Consider the following 11,844-nt stretch of genomic DNA (forward strand, 5'->3'; position numbering starts at 1 on the left):
CAAAAATCAATTGCAATGGCAATTTTCAATTAATTAAAATCAAATCGCAATCCTAAAGAGACATTGTTTTGCTTGACTGCATTATCTTTAAACAAAGGATTCAAATCGTATTTTAAATACAAACTAGTTGCTTTGTAACCTACATACGTACTCAAACCATAGATAAAATCATTCGTATTAAAATTCCCTTTAGTCACTTCTCTTGAAACATATTCATCAATATCATATTTAAGAATTTGTTTAGATTTTAGATTAACTCCAAAATAACCACCTACTCCTAATCTAAAACTGTCATGAGATTTAAAATAAGTCTTATCATTTATAACGGTCGGTTTTGTAAAATCAAATTCCAAATGTAAAGGCACTACCAAATTAACATTTCGAAAACGAGAATCTTTTAAATCAACTGGATTAATTACAAGATCAGTCTGATTTCCATTCACTTGAAAATTACGATTATCTGTTGGTCGCAAATTATTATACATTAATGACAAACCGTATTTAGCATGCAATAAATTATCATTTTTTAATATTCTGGTATTATAGGTCAATCCCCATTCATAAAAATGCGATCTCGCGTATTTAAAATCAGAATTTTCAACTGCCTCATCAGTAATTAAATTATTGGCTCCTACAGCAAAAACAATCTGACTTGTTGTTCGTTTTATATGACGATTTAACTTGTCATCATGACCATAATAAAATTTCATTGAAGCAAGATTAATCTCTCTACTGTTATCAAAAGAACCATTATTACTTCCTAAAATTAACGTACTTCCTTTCTTTTTCGGATCAACTTCCTCACCTATCTTTCCATCTACCTTATCCTGAACCAATTGATTCAGTTTTTCTTGTTCAACAGCAACTTTCGTTTCAATATTAACAGCATGTTCTTGTGCTTTTTTCAATTTGAGTTCTGCTGCTTTTTCTTTAGAAATTATTCCTTCTTCAATTTCTTTATCTATTGAACTTACTTCAGCTTTTAGAGTACTTTTCTCCTCATCTGTTATTCTTTTAATTTCATTACCAATTGCTTTAGCTTTGGCTTCAAATGATAATACTTTATTTTCTCTTCCTTTATTTATCCCTGTTTCAGGAACAGTATCATCAACAATTTCGAACTTTACATCCTTAAACCAAACTTGACCAGTTCCAGCTAATAAAACGCCATAAGAAATGGATGTTGCTTCAACAGGAACAAATAAAACAATTTCATATTTTTTCCAATCAGATGTTCCTTTGATAGGTCTTTTCTCCATATTATCAAAAGCAAGAACATTACTATCATAATAATCAACACGCATCCAAAGTCCTGCCCAGGATTTTACATTTTCGCTTTTAACATCAGCAGTCATTTTAACTGTTTTTCCTAAATACAAATCCGATTTAGTGGTTTTCATAAGCGTTCCAAAACCATCAATTTTACTTTTAACAGATTTAATAGTCAAGATGTTTTCATTAATGAATTCAACGTTTTTTTCAAGACTCATCTCGTATTCTGGCTGTTCAGCTTGCCAATATCCCCAATCTAAAACTTTTTTATAACTGCCTTTTTTTTGGGCATTCAGATTCGTCGCAAAAGCAAACGATATTATTACTATAAATAAAATATATTTTCGCATGATTTACATTTTTGATTGTTTATTAATTCTTATTAGTCTTTGTAATTTCTATTCACCAAAACTGTTCTTATAGTCTTAAAATTTTTATTCAATCTGTCTAATGCAGATTCTTTAAAAGACTGATTCAATTCAGTTTCAACATTTGATAGTAAAATGTTTGGGTTTACAGAAATAACTTTAGTTGTATTTCTCATTGTTTCATCAGCCGATTCAAACTTAGTATTACTGATTTCTGCTAATAATTTTTCTGCTGAAACGTATTTATTCTTAGCTAATGACTGATTATTTTCAGATAAAATCATACTATCATTCTTCTTGTATGGATCAACGATTGAAACCTCAGCTGTTTGATTTTGATTCAGATTCTTTTCTACAATTGTTGATTTTTGTGTTGCATCAATAAACTTATTATTTATTCTCACTGATTTTTTGTTAGAAAAAGAATCTTCTCCTTGAATTTTTAAATTAGTAGAATCCAAAAGTATATTTTTAACTTTAGGAGCAACTGGACTCTGAATTACTACTCCATTTTTCTGATTTTCAATTGGATTTTCTTGTAAATTAAAATAGACCGTACCAATCAACAACAAACCAACAAAACTTGCCGCCACATACAACCAGGGAAATTTAGCTTTTGGTTTTTCTGTTCCCGAAAGCATGGTATCGAGTTTTGTCCAAGCCATTTCAGAGGGTTTGATTTTACGAGAATTCAATTGTTCCCTAAATTGTTTTTCTAATTTATTCGGTTCCATTGCTATACTTTTTCAACTTATTAATTTGTCCCTTCAATACTTTTCTGGCATGCGATAACTGCGATTTAGACGTCCCTTCGCTAATTCCTAACATACCAGCAATTTCCTGATGTTTATACCCTTCGATAGCATACAAATTGAAAACTACTTTATACCCATCTGGTAAACTGTCTATCAAAAACTGAATATCAGCTACCGAAAATTGACTTTCAATAGAATCAAAACTTTCCTCATCGCGTCCAATGACGAAATCATCTTCGATATACTTCAGTTTTTTGTGAACCCTGATAAATGAAATACATTCGTTTACCATGATTCGTCTTATCCAACCTTCGAAACTTCCTTTGAATTGAAAATTCTTCAAATTGGTAAACACTTTCATAAAAGCAGTTATCATGATATCTTCGGCCTGATGAATGTCTTTTATATATTGTCGGCAAACACTTAGCATCTTGGGTGAAAACTGGCTATAAATCTTTTGTTGAGCTTGTCGATTGTTTTCGACCGCTAACCGGATTAGTTCGTTTTCCTGCTGATGTAAGTTGATTACTTTCAAAATTTTATAAAGTGTTTCTATTAGCAAGACGATTGTCGATGCAAAAAGGTTGTATGAAGAAGAAAATAATTTCAAAAATCAACGGCAATTTCTATGATAAAAAAATAATAGCCGTGAAAAATCAATACCTTATTAAATTGAAATTGATTTTTTGATATTGATATTGTCTTTGTTTATTTTTTTCTTTCGATAACATAATTCACCATCAAAGTCAAAGCGTCTTTGAATTCTGAATTAGGATAATGGTCTAAAAGATGAAGTGCTTCCTGCTGGAATTCGACCATTTTATTTTCGGCATAAATCAAGCCGTTATTATTTTTCACAAAAGCAATTACTTCTTTAACGCGTTTCTTGTCTTTGTTATGATTTTTTATTGAATTGATTAGCCAGCTTTTCTCTTTGGAAGTGCAATTATTCAAAACATGAATAAGTGGTAAAGTCATTTTTTGCTCTTTAATGTCGATTCCGGTTGGTTTTCCAATCGCATCATCAGTATAATCAAATAAATCGTCTTTTATCTGAAAAGCCATTCCGATAAGCTCTCCAAACTTACGCATATTCTCTACCTGAATCTCATCTTCAATTACTGATTTTGCGCCAAGAGCACAACAAGCAGCAATAAGAGTAGCAGTTTTTTTTCGGATGATTTCGTAGTAAATCCCTTCGGTAATATCAAGTCTTCGGGCTTTTTCAATTTGGAGTAATTCGCCTTCACTCATTTCACGAACGGCAACTGAGATAATTTTTAACAAATCGAAATCGCCATTGTCTATAGAAAGTAACAACCCTTTGGACAATAAATAATCTCCAACAAGAACTGCAATTTTATTTTTCCAAAGTGCATTAATGGAAAAAAAACCTCTTCGGCGATTACTATCATCAACCACATCATCATGCACCAAAGTAGCGGTATGAATCAGCTCAATAACCGATGCGCCACGATAGGTTCTTTCGTTTACAATTCCAGCCGAAACCATTTTGGCAGTTAGAAAAACAAACATTGGACGCATTTGTTTTCCCTTTCGATTGACAATATAATAAGTGATTCTGTTTAACAAAGCCACTTGTGAAGTCATCGATTCATAGAACTTTTTTTCGAAAAGTTCCATTTCGTTAAAAATTGGCTGCTTTATTTGAGAAGTAATATTCATTCGAGTCCAAATATACTGCTTTCCGAATAAAAAAACAGCACTTTTTTGAACTGAAAGTCGATTTTTATGCTTCTTTATTGGCTAATTGTCCACAAGCTGCATCAATGTCTTTTCCGCGGCTTCTTCTCACCTTAACAACAATTCCTGTAGCCTCAAGTGCTTTGATGTAAGCATTGATGGATTCTTCAGATGCTTGTTGGAATTCACCATCATCAATTGGGTTGTATTCTATCAAGTTGACTTTACAAGGCACGTATTTACAGAATTTGACTAACGCATCAATAGATTTTTTATCATCATTAATTCCTTTCCAAACCACATATTCATAAGAAATCTTGCTTTTGGTTTTTCGGTACCAATATTCCAATGCTTCACGCAAATCAGCCAAAGGGAAATTTTTACTAAAAGGCATAATTCTGGCTCTGATTTCATCAATTGCCGAATGCAACGAAACGGCTAATTTGAATCTTACTTCATCATCGGCCATTTTCTTAATCATTTTTGGAATTCCCGAAGTCGAAACCATAATTCGCTTTGGAGACATCCCTAATCCTTCTTCAGAAGTAATCATTTCGATTGCTTTCAAAACATTATTGTAATTCATCAATGGTTCACCCATTCCCATAAAAACAATATTCGACAACGGATGGTTATAATACAAACGGCTTTCTCTATCTATGGCAATAACCTGATCATAAATTTCAGCAGGTTCTAGATTTCGCATTCTTTTTAATCGCGCTGTAGCGCAAAAATTACAATCTAAACTACAACCTACCTGACTAGAAACACAAGCAGTAGTACGTGTTTGCGTAGGAATCAAAACCGATTCTACCACCAAGCCATCATGCAAACGAACCGCATTTTTCACCGTTCCGTCTTCCGAACGCTGCATCATATCTACTTTGATGTGATTGATAACAAAATTATTTTCGAGCATACTACGAGTCGCTTTCGCCACATTGGTCATGTCTTCAAAACTATGAGCACCTTTGCTCCAAAGCCATTCATAAACTTGGTTTCCTCGAAAAGATTTATCACCATTGGCAACAAAAAAATTGCGTAATTCTTCTTTAGATAAGGCTCGTATGTCTTTTTTCTCAATCATAGTGCAAAGTTAATTACAATTTTGAATTATAATCAATTTTTCTGACCTACAAAATTATATTTTGTAACTTTGTTTTGTAAAACAATAAGTTATGGGACTTCTAGAATTAAAACATAAAATTCAAATGCAAATTGAAAATGCCGATGAACGTTTATTGCGTATTGTTTCATCTGTTTGTGATAATTATTTGGAAGACAAAGTTCTTCCTGATAATGAAAATATTGTATCTGAACCCATTGTTGCTTACGATTCCACTGGAAAACCGCTAACATTAAAACAATATAACAAGGAAATTGACAAAGGAATTGACGATTTTAATAATGGAAGATTTATTTCGCAAGAAGATTTAGAAAACGAAGTAGATAACTGGTATAATGAATAAATTTAAAATAATTTGGTCATTAGAATCCAAATCAGATTTAAATAAAATTAAAAATAATGTTTCTAAATCTAATTTAAAAAACATTGTGATAGCTCCTAAACAAATTGTTTTCCCTGAACAATTTCAAATTGACGTATACCGAAAAGATTGTAGAAGAATAATTGAAGGTAATTACAAAATTCTATACCAATTTGAAAACAATGAAATTAGAATAATTAAAGTTTTCAATTCTCTACACGACCCTATAAAAATTTTAAAATAATGCATTTCATTTCCCAAGAATTAGAAGACTACATCGAACAGCATTCTGAAAAAGAACCCGAATTATTAGCTGCGTTAAACAAAGAAACCTATCAAAAAATTCTTTTGCCTCGAATGCTTAGCGGGCATTTTCAAGGACGTGTTTTAAGCATGTTATCTAAATTAATTCGTCCTGTAAATATTCTTGAAATTGGTACTTATACTGGTTATTCCGCTTTGTGTTTGTGTGAAGGAATGCAAGAAAACGGACAACTTCACACCATAGACATCAAAGAAGAATTAATCGATTTCCAAAGGAAACATTTTGACAAATCACCTTGGGGAAAACAAATCACACAACATCTTGGTGAAGCAGTAGATATTATTCCAACATTAGATGTGAAATTTGATTTGGTTTTTATTGATGCCGATAAAGAAAACTACATCAACTATTTTGAATTAATTGTTCCAAAAATGAATAAAGGCGGCATTATACTTTCGGATAATGTATTATGGAGCGGAAAAATTCTTGAACCACTAAATCCGAAGGATGTAAGCACTAAAATATTACTCGAATACAATAAACTCTTAAAAGAAGATCCAAGAGTAGAAACGGTATTGCTTCCTATTCGTGATGGATTAACGGTAAGCAGAGTACTTTAAGTTCAACTTAAAATCCTAAAAACACAAACCGCATATTTGAAATTAATATTGATTTCGAATATGCGGTTTGTGTTTATAAGCAGGCTTTAAAAAATTAAAGCGGGAAATATTTTATTTGTGTAAACTGGTAAATTCTATAAATAAATAATCCTGTCATCATTCCAAAAAGATAACCAGACAGAATATCCAATGGATAATGCAATCCAAGATAAATGCGACTGTATGCAAAAATTAACGGCCATAAAAACAATAAAATTGTGTATTTAAAATACGGCTTGATTAAAAGATATATAAACATTGCTGCCGCCATACTATTAGATGCATGACCTGAGAAAAAACTAAATGATTTTGAGCTTTTTACAATTCTAATAATCGAATCAATATCTGGATTATTACAAGGACGTAATCGTTGAACTCCATACTTAACCAAGTTAGTAGTTTGGTCTGTGATTAATATCAATAGAGAGATAAACAATAAAACATACAAGGTTTGTTTTCCTCCTATTTTTTTATAAATCAAATAGAGTAAAATTAAAAAAAGTGGAATCCAATTGGTTTGCTTTGTTATAAAAAGCCATAATCCATCGTAAGATTCCGAACCTAGTCCGTTTAAGTAAACCAGGAGTTGAACATCTAATGAAAGGAGTTTGTCTAACATTATCGGCTACGTTTTACTGGACCTGCAATATCTTCAATATCTTCTTTAATTTTATTTGCCTGAACTACGCTATCTCCTAAAAGATCTTCTTTTACTTTATTAATTTGCGCATTGAAACCACCCGTCATTTCTGTCAAAGATTTAGGATCAAGGCCATTTTCTTCGGCTCCTCTTTGAATTTCACTCTTTATATCATTCGTTGCATTTTTCAATTGCGCCATGGCTTTACCCATAGTGCGAGCTACTTCTGGTATTTTATCAGAACCAAAAAGCAACAACACAACAAACATTATAAAGACTAGTTCTCCTCCTCCAATACCAAACATATTCTATATTTTTTTATATGCAAATATACCAAAATTAAAAAAGTCTACTTTTAATTTTTTCATAAAATAAAAACAGAAGTAATATTTAACAATAGACTTTGCTTTTTTAAATCACACCTTAGTGTTTAGTGATTTTTTTATACTCTTTATTCTTATTAATAAGAAAATCCATTAGCCTGAATTCTTCGCTTGGTTGCATCAACTCTCTAGACTTAGAATCATTTTCACAATAAATTAAAAACAATTTAATCTCATCGTCTTCTAAATCTAATGTGTTAGAAAAGAAAGAATAATTTACCTTATGCAATGCAAATTCTGAAAAACTTGTTTCTTTATAGAAATCCGTTTTTTGAGGATTATTTTTCCTTAAAACACCTAAAACATCTTTATAAATTCGGACAAAATCCATTCCGTTTTCAATACCACCCACTGGAGGCAACGTTCTGTTTTTAGGTGATGACTTTTCGTCATCAAAATATTTCAGATCTACATACTTTTGAGAGTTTCCTTCAATAGGACTTAACTCTTTTTTAGCTCGAATAAGAACTTCAGCTAATTCATTCGTAAAAACATCCATATTTACAATCAGTTTAGGCGCAATAAAATCGCCTTCGCTAAGCACAATTTTTTTAGATTTAAATGACAAACTAGAAAAAACTAAGGTATCGTTCACTTTAGCTTCGACTTCAAATAAACCAAATTGATCTACCACAGTCCCTTCATTCGCGTTCACATTAAACACAATTACGTTTTCTACCGGAACCAAATCATTTCTAACCTGTCCTTTTAAGCTTTTTCGTGCTCCTTCTACTTGACAAAAAGAAAATTGAGCTAAAAGAAGAAAAAATAAAACGCTTACTTTAGTTTTCATATACTGTTATTTTATTATAGTTTTTAGCCAAAGTAATAATATAAAACTTTGACAAAGTTTTGTTTTTTGATTTCAATGAAGATGCAAAATCATCGTTTTCTATGCAATACAATTGAAAATCTCTAATATAATCCTTCTTGATTTTTAAAGTCTCAATATAAAAAATTTCTTCGAAAAGATACTCTAATTTCGCCATTAATTGTTCTTTTTCCGAAACAGCTAATTCTTTTCTCAATCGAGTGGTCTTTCCCGACATCCAATTTAGAGGCCGATCTAACAAACCAGATCTTGCAGTATACAATCTTCTTTCGGCTACAGTATATTTTTTTTGACCATAAGGAATAATCCCTAAGCTTTCGGCAGTAATTTTAGATTCTTCTTTGATAATTACTTCTTCAAGAGGAATACTTTCTGTTTCTAATTGAATTTCTAAAACCTTGTTGTCTAAATCAGAAGAAAATATCTTTTTACGTAATGTTATGAGGTTTACCGCAGAAAATACCAGAATATCTCCTTCCTTTAAAAAAAGAGTAAATTCTCCATCATGATTACTTGAAGTGGCTTTTTGAGTAGTTTCATTTATAATATTGACTCCTTCTACTAAAATTGAATCAACACGAATGATTCCGTGAACTTCTTTTCTATCATTATTTTGACAAAAAACAACTTGACACAGTAAAAGCAGTATTAAAAAATAAGTATTATTCGTTTTCACAAGCTATTATCTCTTTGTATTTTTGAGCTAATTCTGCAAGCAAAAACTCAATTGTTGTCTTATTTTTCATTTCTAATATTTTTGTAAATTTTTTATTATCCACCACATAATATTCAAAGCCTTTTATATAGTCTAAAGGTAATTGCAATCTAGTAATAAAATGGTCTTTATCGAACATTTTTTCTAAAAGCACCATATAAGCTTCTTTTTTCTCAACTTCTAATTCTTTTTTCAACATAGCAGTTCTTCCCGAAATTAAATTAATCAAAGGATCGAAAGCCACTGAACCGCCTGCTAGACCACCCGCACTTGCTGAAGGATCTAAATCGGTAGCTGATTTTAATTTCCTTTCGGCTGCCGTATATGATTTTTGATTAGAAGGAATAATTCCAAGGGAAACGGCATTAATATTACTGTAATTCCGAATAACAACTTCATTCAGCTCATTAAACACAGCAGCCAAATGCACTTTAAAACTTTTATTCTCAAAATCTTCAGCACACAACAACACTTCTTTCCGCTTAAACTGCATTCCCGAAAAAACTAAAACATCGCCAACATTAGCTTTAATAGCAAAATTTCCATTTTCATCTGTAAAAACCGTTTCTTCCGATTGCAAATTGATAACATATATTCCTTCCAAATTAGAAATATAAGCACTTACTTGCCCTTTCACTTCCATCGAATCATTTGATTGACCAAAGACAGTAGGAGTAAATAAAACAAAAAAAGCAATTAAAATTTTATTCATTTTCAAATATTCCAAGAAAGTAAAAATAAACTAAGCCTCTCCCAATTTGCTACTAAGAAGCTGATAAAAATTTGTTAATAAAACTCAACATTTCCCCAACTGATTTATACCTTTAAATTCTAAAAAAGAAGAAAATGAAAAATTTACTTTTAGCAAGTACTTCAACCTTACACGGAAGCGACTATCTAGACTATTTACTTCCTGAATTAAAACTACATTTTGAAAATTGCAAAACCGTATTATTCATTCCATACGCCAGACCCAGCGGAATTTCTCATGAAGAATACACTCAAAAAACAGCTTTGGCTTTCGCCAAGATAAATATTACCATAAAAGGAATTCATGAATTTGAAGATCCAGCATTAGCCGTTCAAAATGCAGAAGGAATTTTCACTGGCGGAGGAAACACTTTTTTATTAGTGAGTCAATTGTACTATTACAAAATCATGATTACACTAAAAGAAACTCTTGAAAAAGGAACTCCCTATCTAGGAACTAGCGCAGGAAGCAACATTGCAGGACTCAGCATGCAAACCACAAACGACATGCCTATAGTTTATCCTCCCAGTTTTCAAACTCTGGGATTGATTCCGTTTAATTTAAATGTACATTTTCTGGATATCAATTCTCAGTCTAAACACATGGGAGAATCTCGCGAAACCAGAATTAATGAATTCCTGCAATTCAACAATTTCCCTGTTTTAGGATTAAAAGAAGGGAGTTGGCTCAAAATAAAAAAAGGAAAAACAATTTTAAAAGGGAACTTATCCGCTAAATTATTTAGAAAAAATCAGACTCCATTAGAAATAGCAACAGAAACAGAATTGAGTTATATTCAATAAAATGCAATTAAATTCCAAATTTAAAAACTCCAAATTCCAATTATCTGGATTTTCTAAACCAGCCTAAAACAAAAAAACCGAAACAGTTAAGTTTCGGTTTCAAAGAGCGAAAGACGAGGCTCGAACTCGCGACAACCAGCTTGGAAGGCTGGAGCTCTACCAACTGAGCTACTTTCGCATTATTATTTTTTAGAACTCTGGCAAACTAAATTTGCTCTTAGAGCGAAAGACGAGGCTCGAACTCGCGACAACCAGCTTGGAAGGCTGGAGCTCTACCAACTGAGCTACTTTCGCATAACGGCTGCAAATATAAAGAATAAGTTAAGTTTAAAACAAATTTTTTAAGTAGAATTTTTATTTAAAACTCAAATTAATTTCTAACTTTTTTAAAACTAAATTGTTACAGCTTTATTTTTTTAAAAGTAAATTATTCAAAAACCTTACTTTTATAATTCTTTACTCTTGTAGTTTCAATTAAATCAACTTTGAAGAACGCTTGTAGGTTTCTGAAGGATAATAAATAAACAAACAAGACTTATCTTTTATAGTACTAATTAGCGCGTCAGTAATTTCAACTGGAACAGCTGGACAACCAAGGCTTCTTCCTAATCGTTTATTGTTTTTTATAAAAGAATCCGAAACATAATTAGCTCCATGAACCACTACTGCTCTATTACGTGCATTATCATTAATTCCAGGTTCTAAACCGTCTAATCTTAATGATTTACCATGTTTTCCATTATAAATTTCTCCTGTGCTGTAAAATCCTAAACTACTTTTGTAAGATTCAGCCGCATTAGAAAAATTATTAGCATATTCCTGTCCTGTATTTCTACCGTGAGCAACAAGAGAATGCAACAAAATAGTTTCAGTATCCAAGTCAATTACCCAAAGTCTTTTGGTATTTGCTGATAAACTAAAATCAATTAATGTTAATATATTTTTACTTACTAAGCCTTTGGCTTTCAATTTATAAAAACCTTCCAAGGCCTCTTTAAAACTTTCTATTTTAGGTAAATTAAAATTAGATGAATGCAAATTATTATATACTTCCTCTACACTTGAATCTTCATTGGTTTTCAACACATTAGTTTTTAAAACTACGGTTTTCGAACTAGCTTTAGAAAAAAACACATTCGAAGACATTAATAAAAAAGCTAACACCAAAAAGAACACATACTTCTTATAAATCATTGACTATTATTTAATT

Annotated in this window: 15 protein-coding genes and 2 tRNA genes; 4 read left to right on the forward strand and 13 right to left on the reverse strand. The window is 31.3% G+C overall.

The features are described from left to right. Positions 1-29: 29 nt before the first annotated feature. The 5 genes from AAGV33_RS12550 to rlmN all read right to left on the reverse strand — a co-directional run bounded on the left by AAGV33_RS12550 (position 30) and on the right by rlmN (position 5,186). Positions 30-1,622, reverse strand: a complete 1,593-nt coding sequence (locus AAGV33_RS12550) for an OmpH family outer membrane protein (RefSeq protein WP_373392369.1) — start codon at positions 1,620-1,622, stop codon at positions 30-32. A gap of 32 nt (positions 1,623-1,654) precedes the next feature. Beyond that, on the reverse strand, positions 1,655-2,374 hold the full coding sequence (locus AAGV33_RS12555; protein WP_373392370.1) for a hypothetical protein: 720 nt from the start codon (positions 2,372-2,374) through the stop codon (positions 1,655-1,657). Beyond that, positions 2,361-2,930: an RNA polymerase sigma factor gene (locus AAGV33_RS12560; protein ID WP_373392371.1), complete on the reverse strand. Its 570-nt coding sequence runs from the start codon at positions 2,928-2,930 to the stop codon at positions 2,361-2,363. Before AAGV33_RS12560 ends, AAGV33_RS12555 begins: the two co-directional genes overlap by 14 nt. 173 nt (positions 2,931-3,103) lie before the next feature. Further along, positions 3,104-4,081 carry a polyprenyl synthetase family protein gene (locus tag AAGV33_RS12565; RefSeq protein ID WP_373392372.1) on the reverse strand — a complete coding sequence of 326 codons (978 nt, stop codon included), beginning with the start codon at positions 4,079-4,081 and terminating at the stop codon, positions 3,104-3,106. Between the two features lie 64 nt (positions 4,082-4,145). Continuing rightward, positions 4,146-5,186, reverse strand: a complete 1,041-nt coding sequence (gene rlmN, locus AAGV33_RS12570) for a dual-specificity RNA methyltransferase RlmN (RefSeq protein WP_373392373.1) — start codon at positions 5,184-5,186, stop codon at positions 4,146-4,148. A gap of 91 nt (positions 5,187-5,277) precedes the next feature. Between rlmN and AAGV33_RS12575 the strand changes: the two genes are divergently transcribed. Genes AAGV33_RS12575 through AAGV33_RS12585 form a run of 3 tightly spaced genes read left to right on the forward strand, consistent with a single transcriptional unit; the run spans position 5,278 to position 6,471 of the window. Beyond that, positions 5,278-5,568, forward strand: coding sequence for a hypothetical protein (locus AAGV33_RS12575; protein WP_373392374.1), 291 nt, complete (start codon positions 5,278-5,280; stop codon positions 5,566-5,568). After that, a complete protein-coding gene (locus AAGV33_RS12580) occupies positions 5,561-5,830 on the forward strand; it encodes a type II toxin-antitoxin system RelE/ParE family toxin (protein ID WP_373392375.1) in 270 nt (89 codons plus the stop codon). The genes AAGV33_RS12575 and AAGV33_RS12580 overlap by 8 nt, the downstream gene beginning before the upstream one ends. After that, positions 5,830-6,471 (forward strand): O-methyltransferase, encoded by a 642-nt coding sequence (locus AAGV33_RS12585; protein WP_373392376.1) that lies wholly within the window; start codon positions 5,830-5,832, stop codon positions 6,469-6,471. The genes AAGV33_RS12580 and AAGV33_RS12585 overlap by 1 nt, the downstream gene beginning before the upstream one ends. Positions 6,472-6,565: 94 nt before the next feature. Here the strand turns inward: AAGV33_RS12585 and AAGV33_RS12590 are convergent, their stop codons facing one another. The 5 genes from AAGV33_RS12590 to AAGV33_RS12610 form a co-directional block, all read right to left on the reverse strand. Then, entirely contained in the window at positions 6,566-7,129 is a 564-nt protein-coding gene (locus AAGV33_RS12590) for a phosphatase PAP2 family protein (RefSeq protein WP_373392377.1), read from the reverse strand. After that, positions 7,129-7,455, reverse strand: coding sequence for a Sec-independent protein translocase subunit TatA/TatB (locus tag AAGV33_RS12595; protein WP_373392378.1), 327 nt, complete (start codon positions 7,453-7,455; stop codon positions 7,129-7,131). Before AAGV33_RS12595 ends, AAGV33_RS12590 begins: the two co-directional genes overlap by 1 nt. Before the next feature lie 118 nt (positions 7,456-7,573). Continuing rightward, positions 7,574-8,326 carry a hypothetical protein gene (locus AAGV33_RS12600; RefSeq protein ID WP_373392379.1) on the reverse strand — a complete coding sequence of 251 codons (753 nt, stop codon included), beginning with the start codon at positions 8,324-8,326 and terminating at the stop codon, positions 7,574-7,576. Then, on the reverse strand, positions 8,316-9,041 hold the full coding sequence (locus AAGV33_RS12605; protein WP_373392380.1) for a carboxypeptidase-like regulatory domain-containing protein: 726 nt from the start codon (positions 9,039-9,041) through the stop codon (positions 8,316-8,318). Before AAGV33_RS12605 ends, AAGV33_RS12600 begins: the two co-directional genes overlap by 11 nt. Beyond that, a complete protein-coding gene (locus AAGV33_RS12610; RefSeq protein ID WP_373392381.1) occupies positions 9,028-9,792 on the reverse strand; it encodes a hypothetical protein in 765 nt (254 codons plus the stop codon). Before AAGV33_RS12610 ends, AAGV33_RS12605 begins: the two co-directional genes overlap by 14 nt. 134 nt (positions 9,793-9,926) lie before the next feature. Between AAGV33_RS12610 and pepE the strand changes: the two genes are divergently transcribed. Further along, the gene (gene pepE / locus AAGV33_RS12615) at positions 9,927-10,634 is read left to right on the forward strand and encodes a dipeptidase PepE (protein ID WP_373392382.1); all 708 of its coding nucleotides are present in this window, start codon (positions 9,927-9,929) and stop codon (positions 10,632-10,634) included. 105 nt (positions 10,635-10,739) lie between these two features. Here the strand turns inward: pepE and AAGV33_RS12620 are convergent. The 3 genes from AAGV33_RS12620 to AAGV33_RS12630 all read right to left on the reverse strand — a co-directional run bounded on the left by AAGV33_RS12620 (position 10,740) and on the right by AAGV33_RS12630 (position 11,828). Continuing rightward, a tRNA-Gly gene (locus AAGV33_RS12620) sits at positions 10,740-10,812 on the reverse strand. A 43-nt stretch (positions 10,813-10,855) separates the two neighbouring features. Further along, a tRNA-Gly gene (locus AAGV33_RS12625) sits at positions 10,856-10,928 on the reverse strand. Positions 10,929-11,108: 180 nt separating this feature from the next. Continuing rightward, on the reverse strand, positions 11,109-11,828 hold the full coding sequence (locus AAGV33_RS12630; protein WP_373392383.1) for a murein L,D-transpeptidase catalytic domain family protein: 720 nt from the start codon (positions 11,826-11,828) through the stop codon (positions 11,109-11,111). Positions 11,829-11,844: the final 16 nt, after the last annotated feature.

Source organism: Flavobacterium magnesitis, from assembly GCF_041729735.1.
Classification (GTDB): Bacteria; Bacteroidota; Bacteroidia; order Flavobacteriales; family Flavobacteriaceae; genus Flavobacterium; species Flavobacterium magnesitis.

Bases quoted from the DNA above. Each gene is read 5' to 3' on its own strand.
- AAGV33_RS12550 (WP_373392369.1), bottom strand. From the start codon at position 1,622: ATGCGAAAATATATTTTATTTATAGTAATAATATCGTTTGCTTTTGCG.
- AAGV33_RS12555 (WP_373392370.1), bottom strand. From the start codon at position 2,374: ATGGAACCGAATAAATTAGAAAAACAATTTAGGGAACAATTGAATTCT.
- AAGV33_RS12565 (WP_373392372.1), bottom strand. From the start codon at position 4,081: ATGAATATTACTTCTCAAATAAAGCAGCCAATTTTTAACGAAATGGAA.
- rlmN (WP_373392373.1), bottom strand. From the start codon at position 5,186: ATGATTGAGAAAAAAGACATACGAGCCTTATCTAAAGAAGAATTACGC.
- AAGV33_RS12575 (WP_373392374.1), top strand. From the start codon at position 5,278: ATGGGACTTCTAGAATTAAAACATAAAATTCAAATGCAAATTGAAAAT.
- AAGV33_RS12580 (WP_373392375.1), top strand. From the start codon at position 5,561: ATGAATAAATTTAAAATAATTTGGTCATTAGAATCCAAATCAGATTTA.
- AAGV33_RS12585 (WP_373392376.1), top strand. From the start codon at position 5,830: ATGCATTTCATTTCCCAAGAATTAGAAGACTACATCGAACAGCATTCT.
- AAGV33_RS12590 (WP_373392377.1), bottom strand. From the start codon at position 7,129: ATGTTAGACAAACTCCTTTCATTAGATGTTCAACTCCTGGTTTACTTA.
- AAGV33_RS12595 (WP_373392378.1), bottom strand. From the start codon at position 7,455: ATGTTTGGTATTGGAGGAGGAGAACTAGTCTTTATAATGTTTGTTGTG.
- AAGV33_RS12600 (WP_373392379.1), bottom strand. From the start codon at position 8,326: ATGAAAACTAAAGTAAGCGTTTTATTTTTTCTTCTTTTAGCTCAATTT.
- AAGV33_RS12610 (WP_373392381.1), bottom strand. From the start codon at position 9,792: ATGAATAAAATTTTAATTGCTTTTTTTGTTTTATTTACTCCTACTGTC.
- pepE (WP_373392382.1), top strand. From the start codon at position 9,927: ATGAAAAATTTACTTTTAGCAAGTACTTCAACCTTACACGGAAGCGAC.
- AAGV33_RS12630 (WP_373392383.1), bottom strand. From the start codon at position 11,828: ATGATTTATAAGAAGTATGTGTTCTTTTTGGTGTTAGCTTTTTTATTA.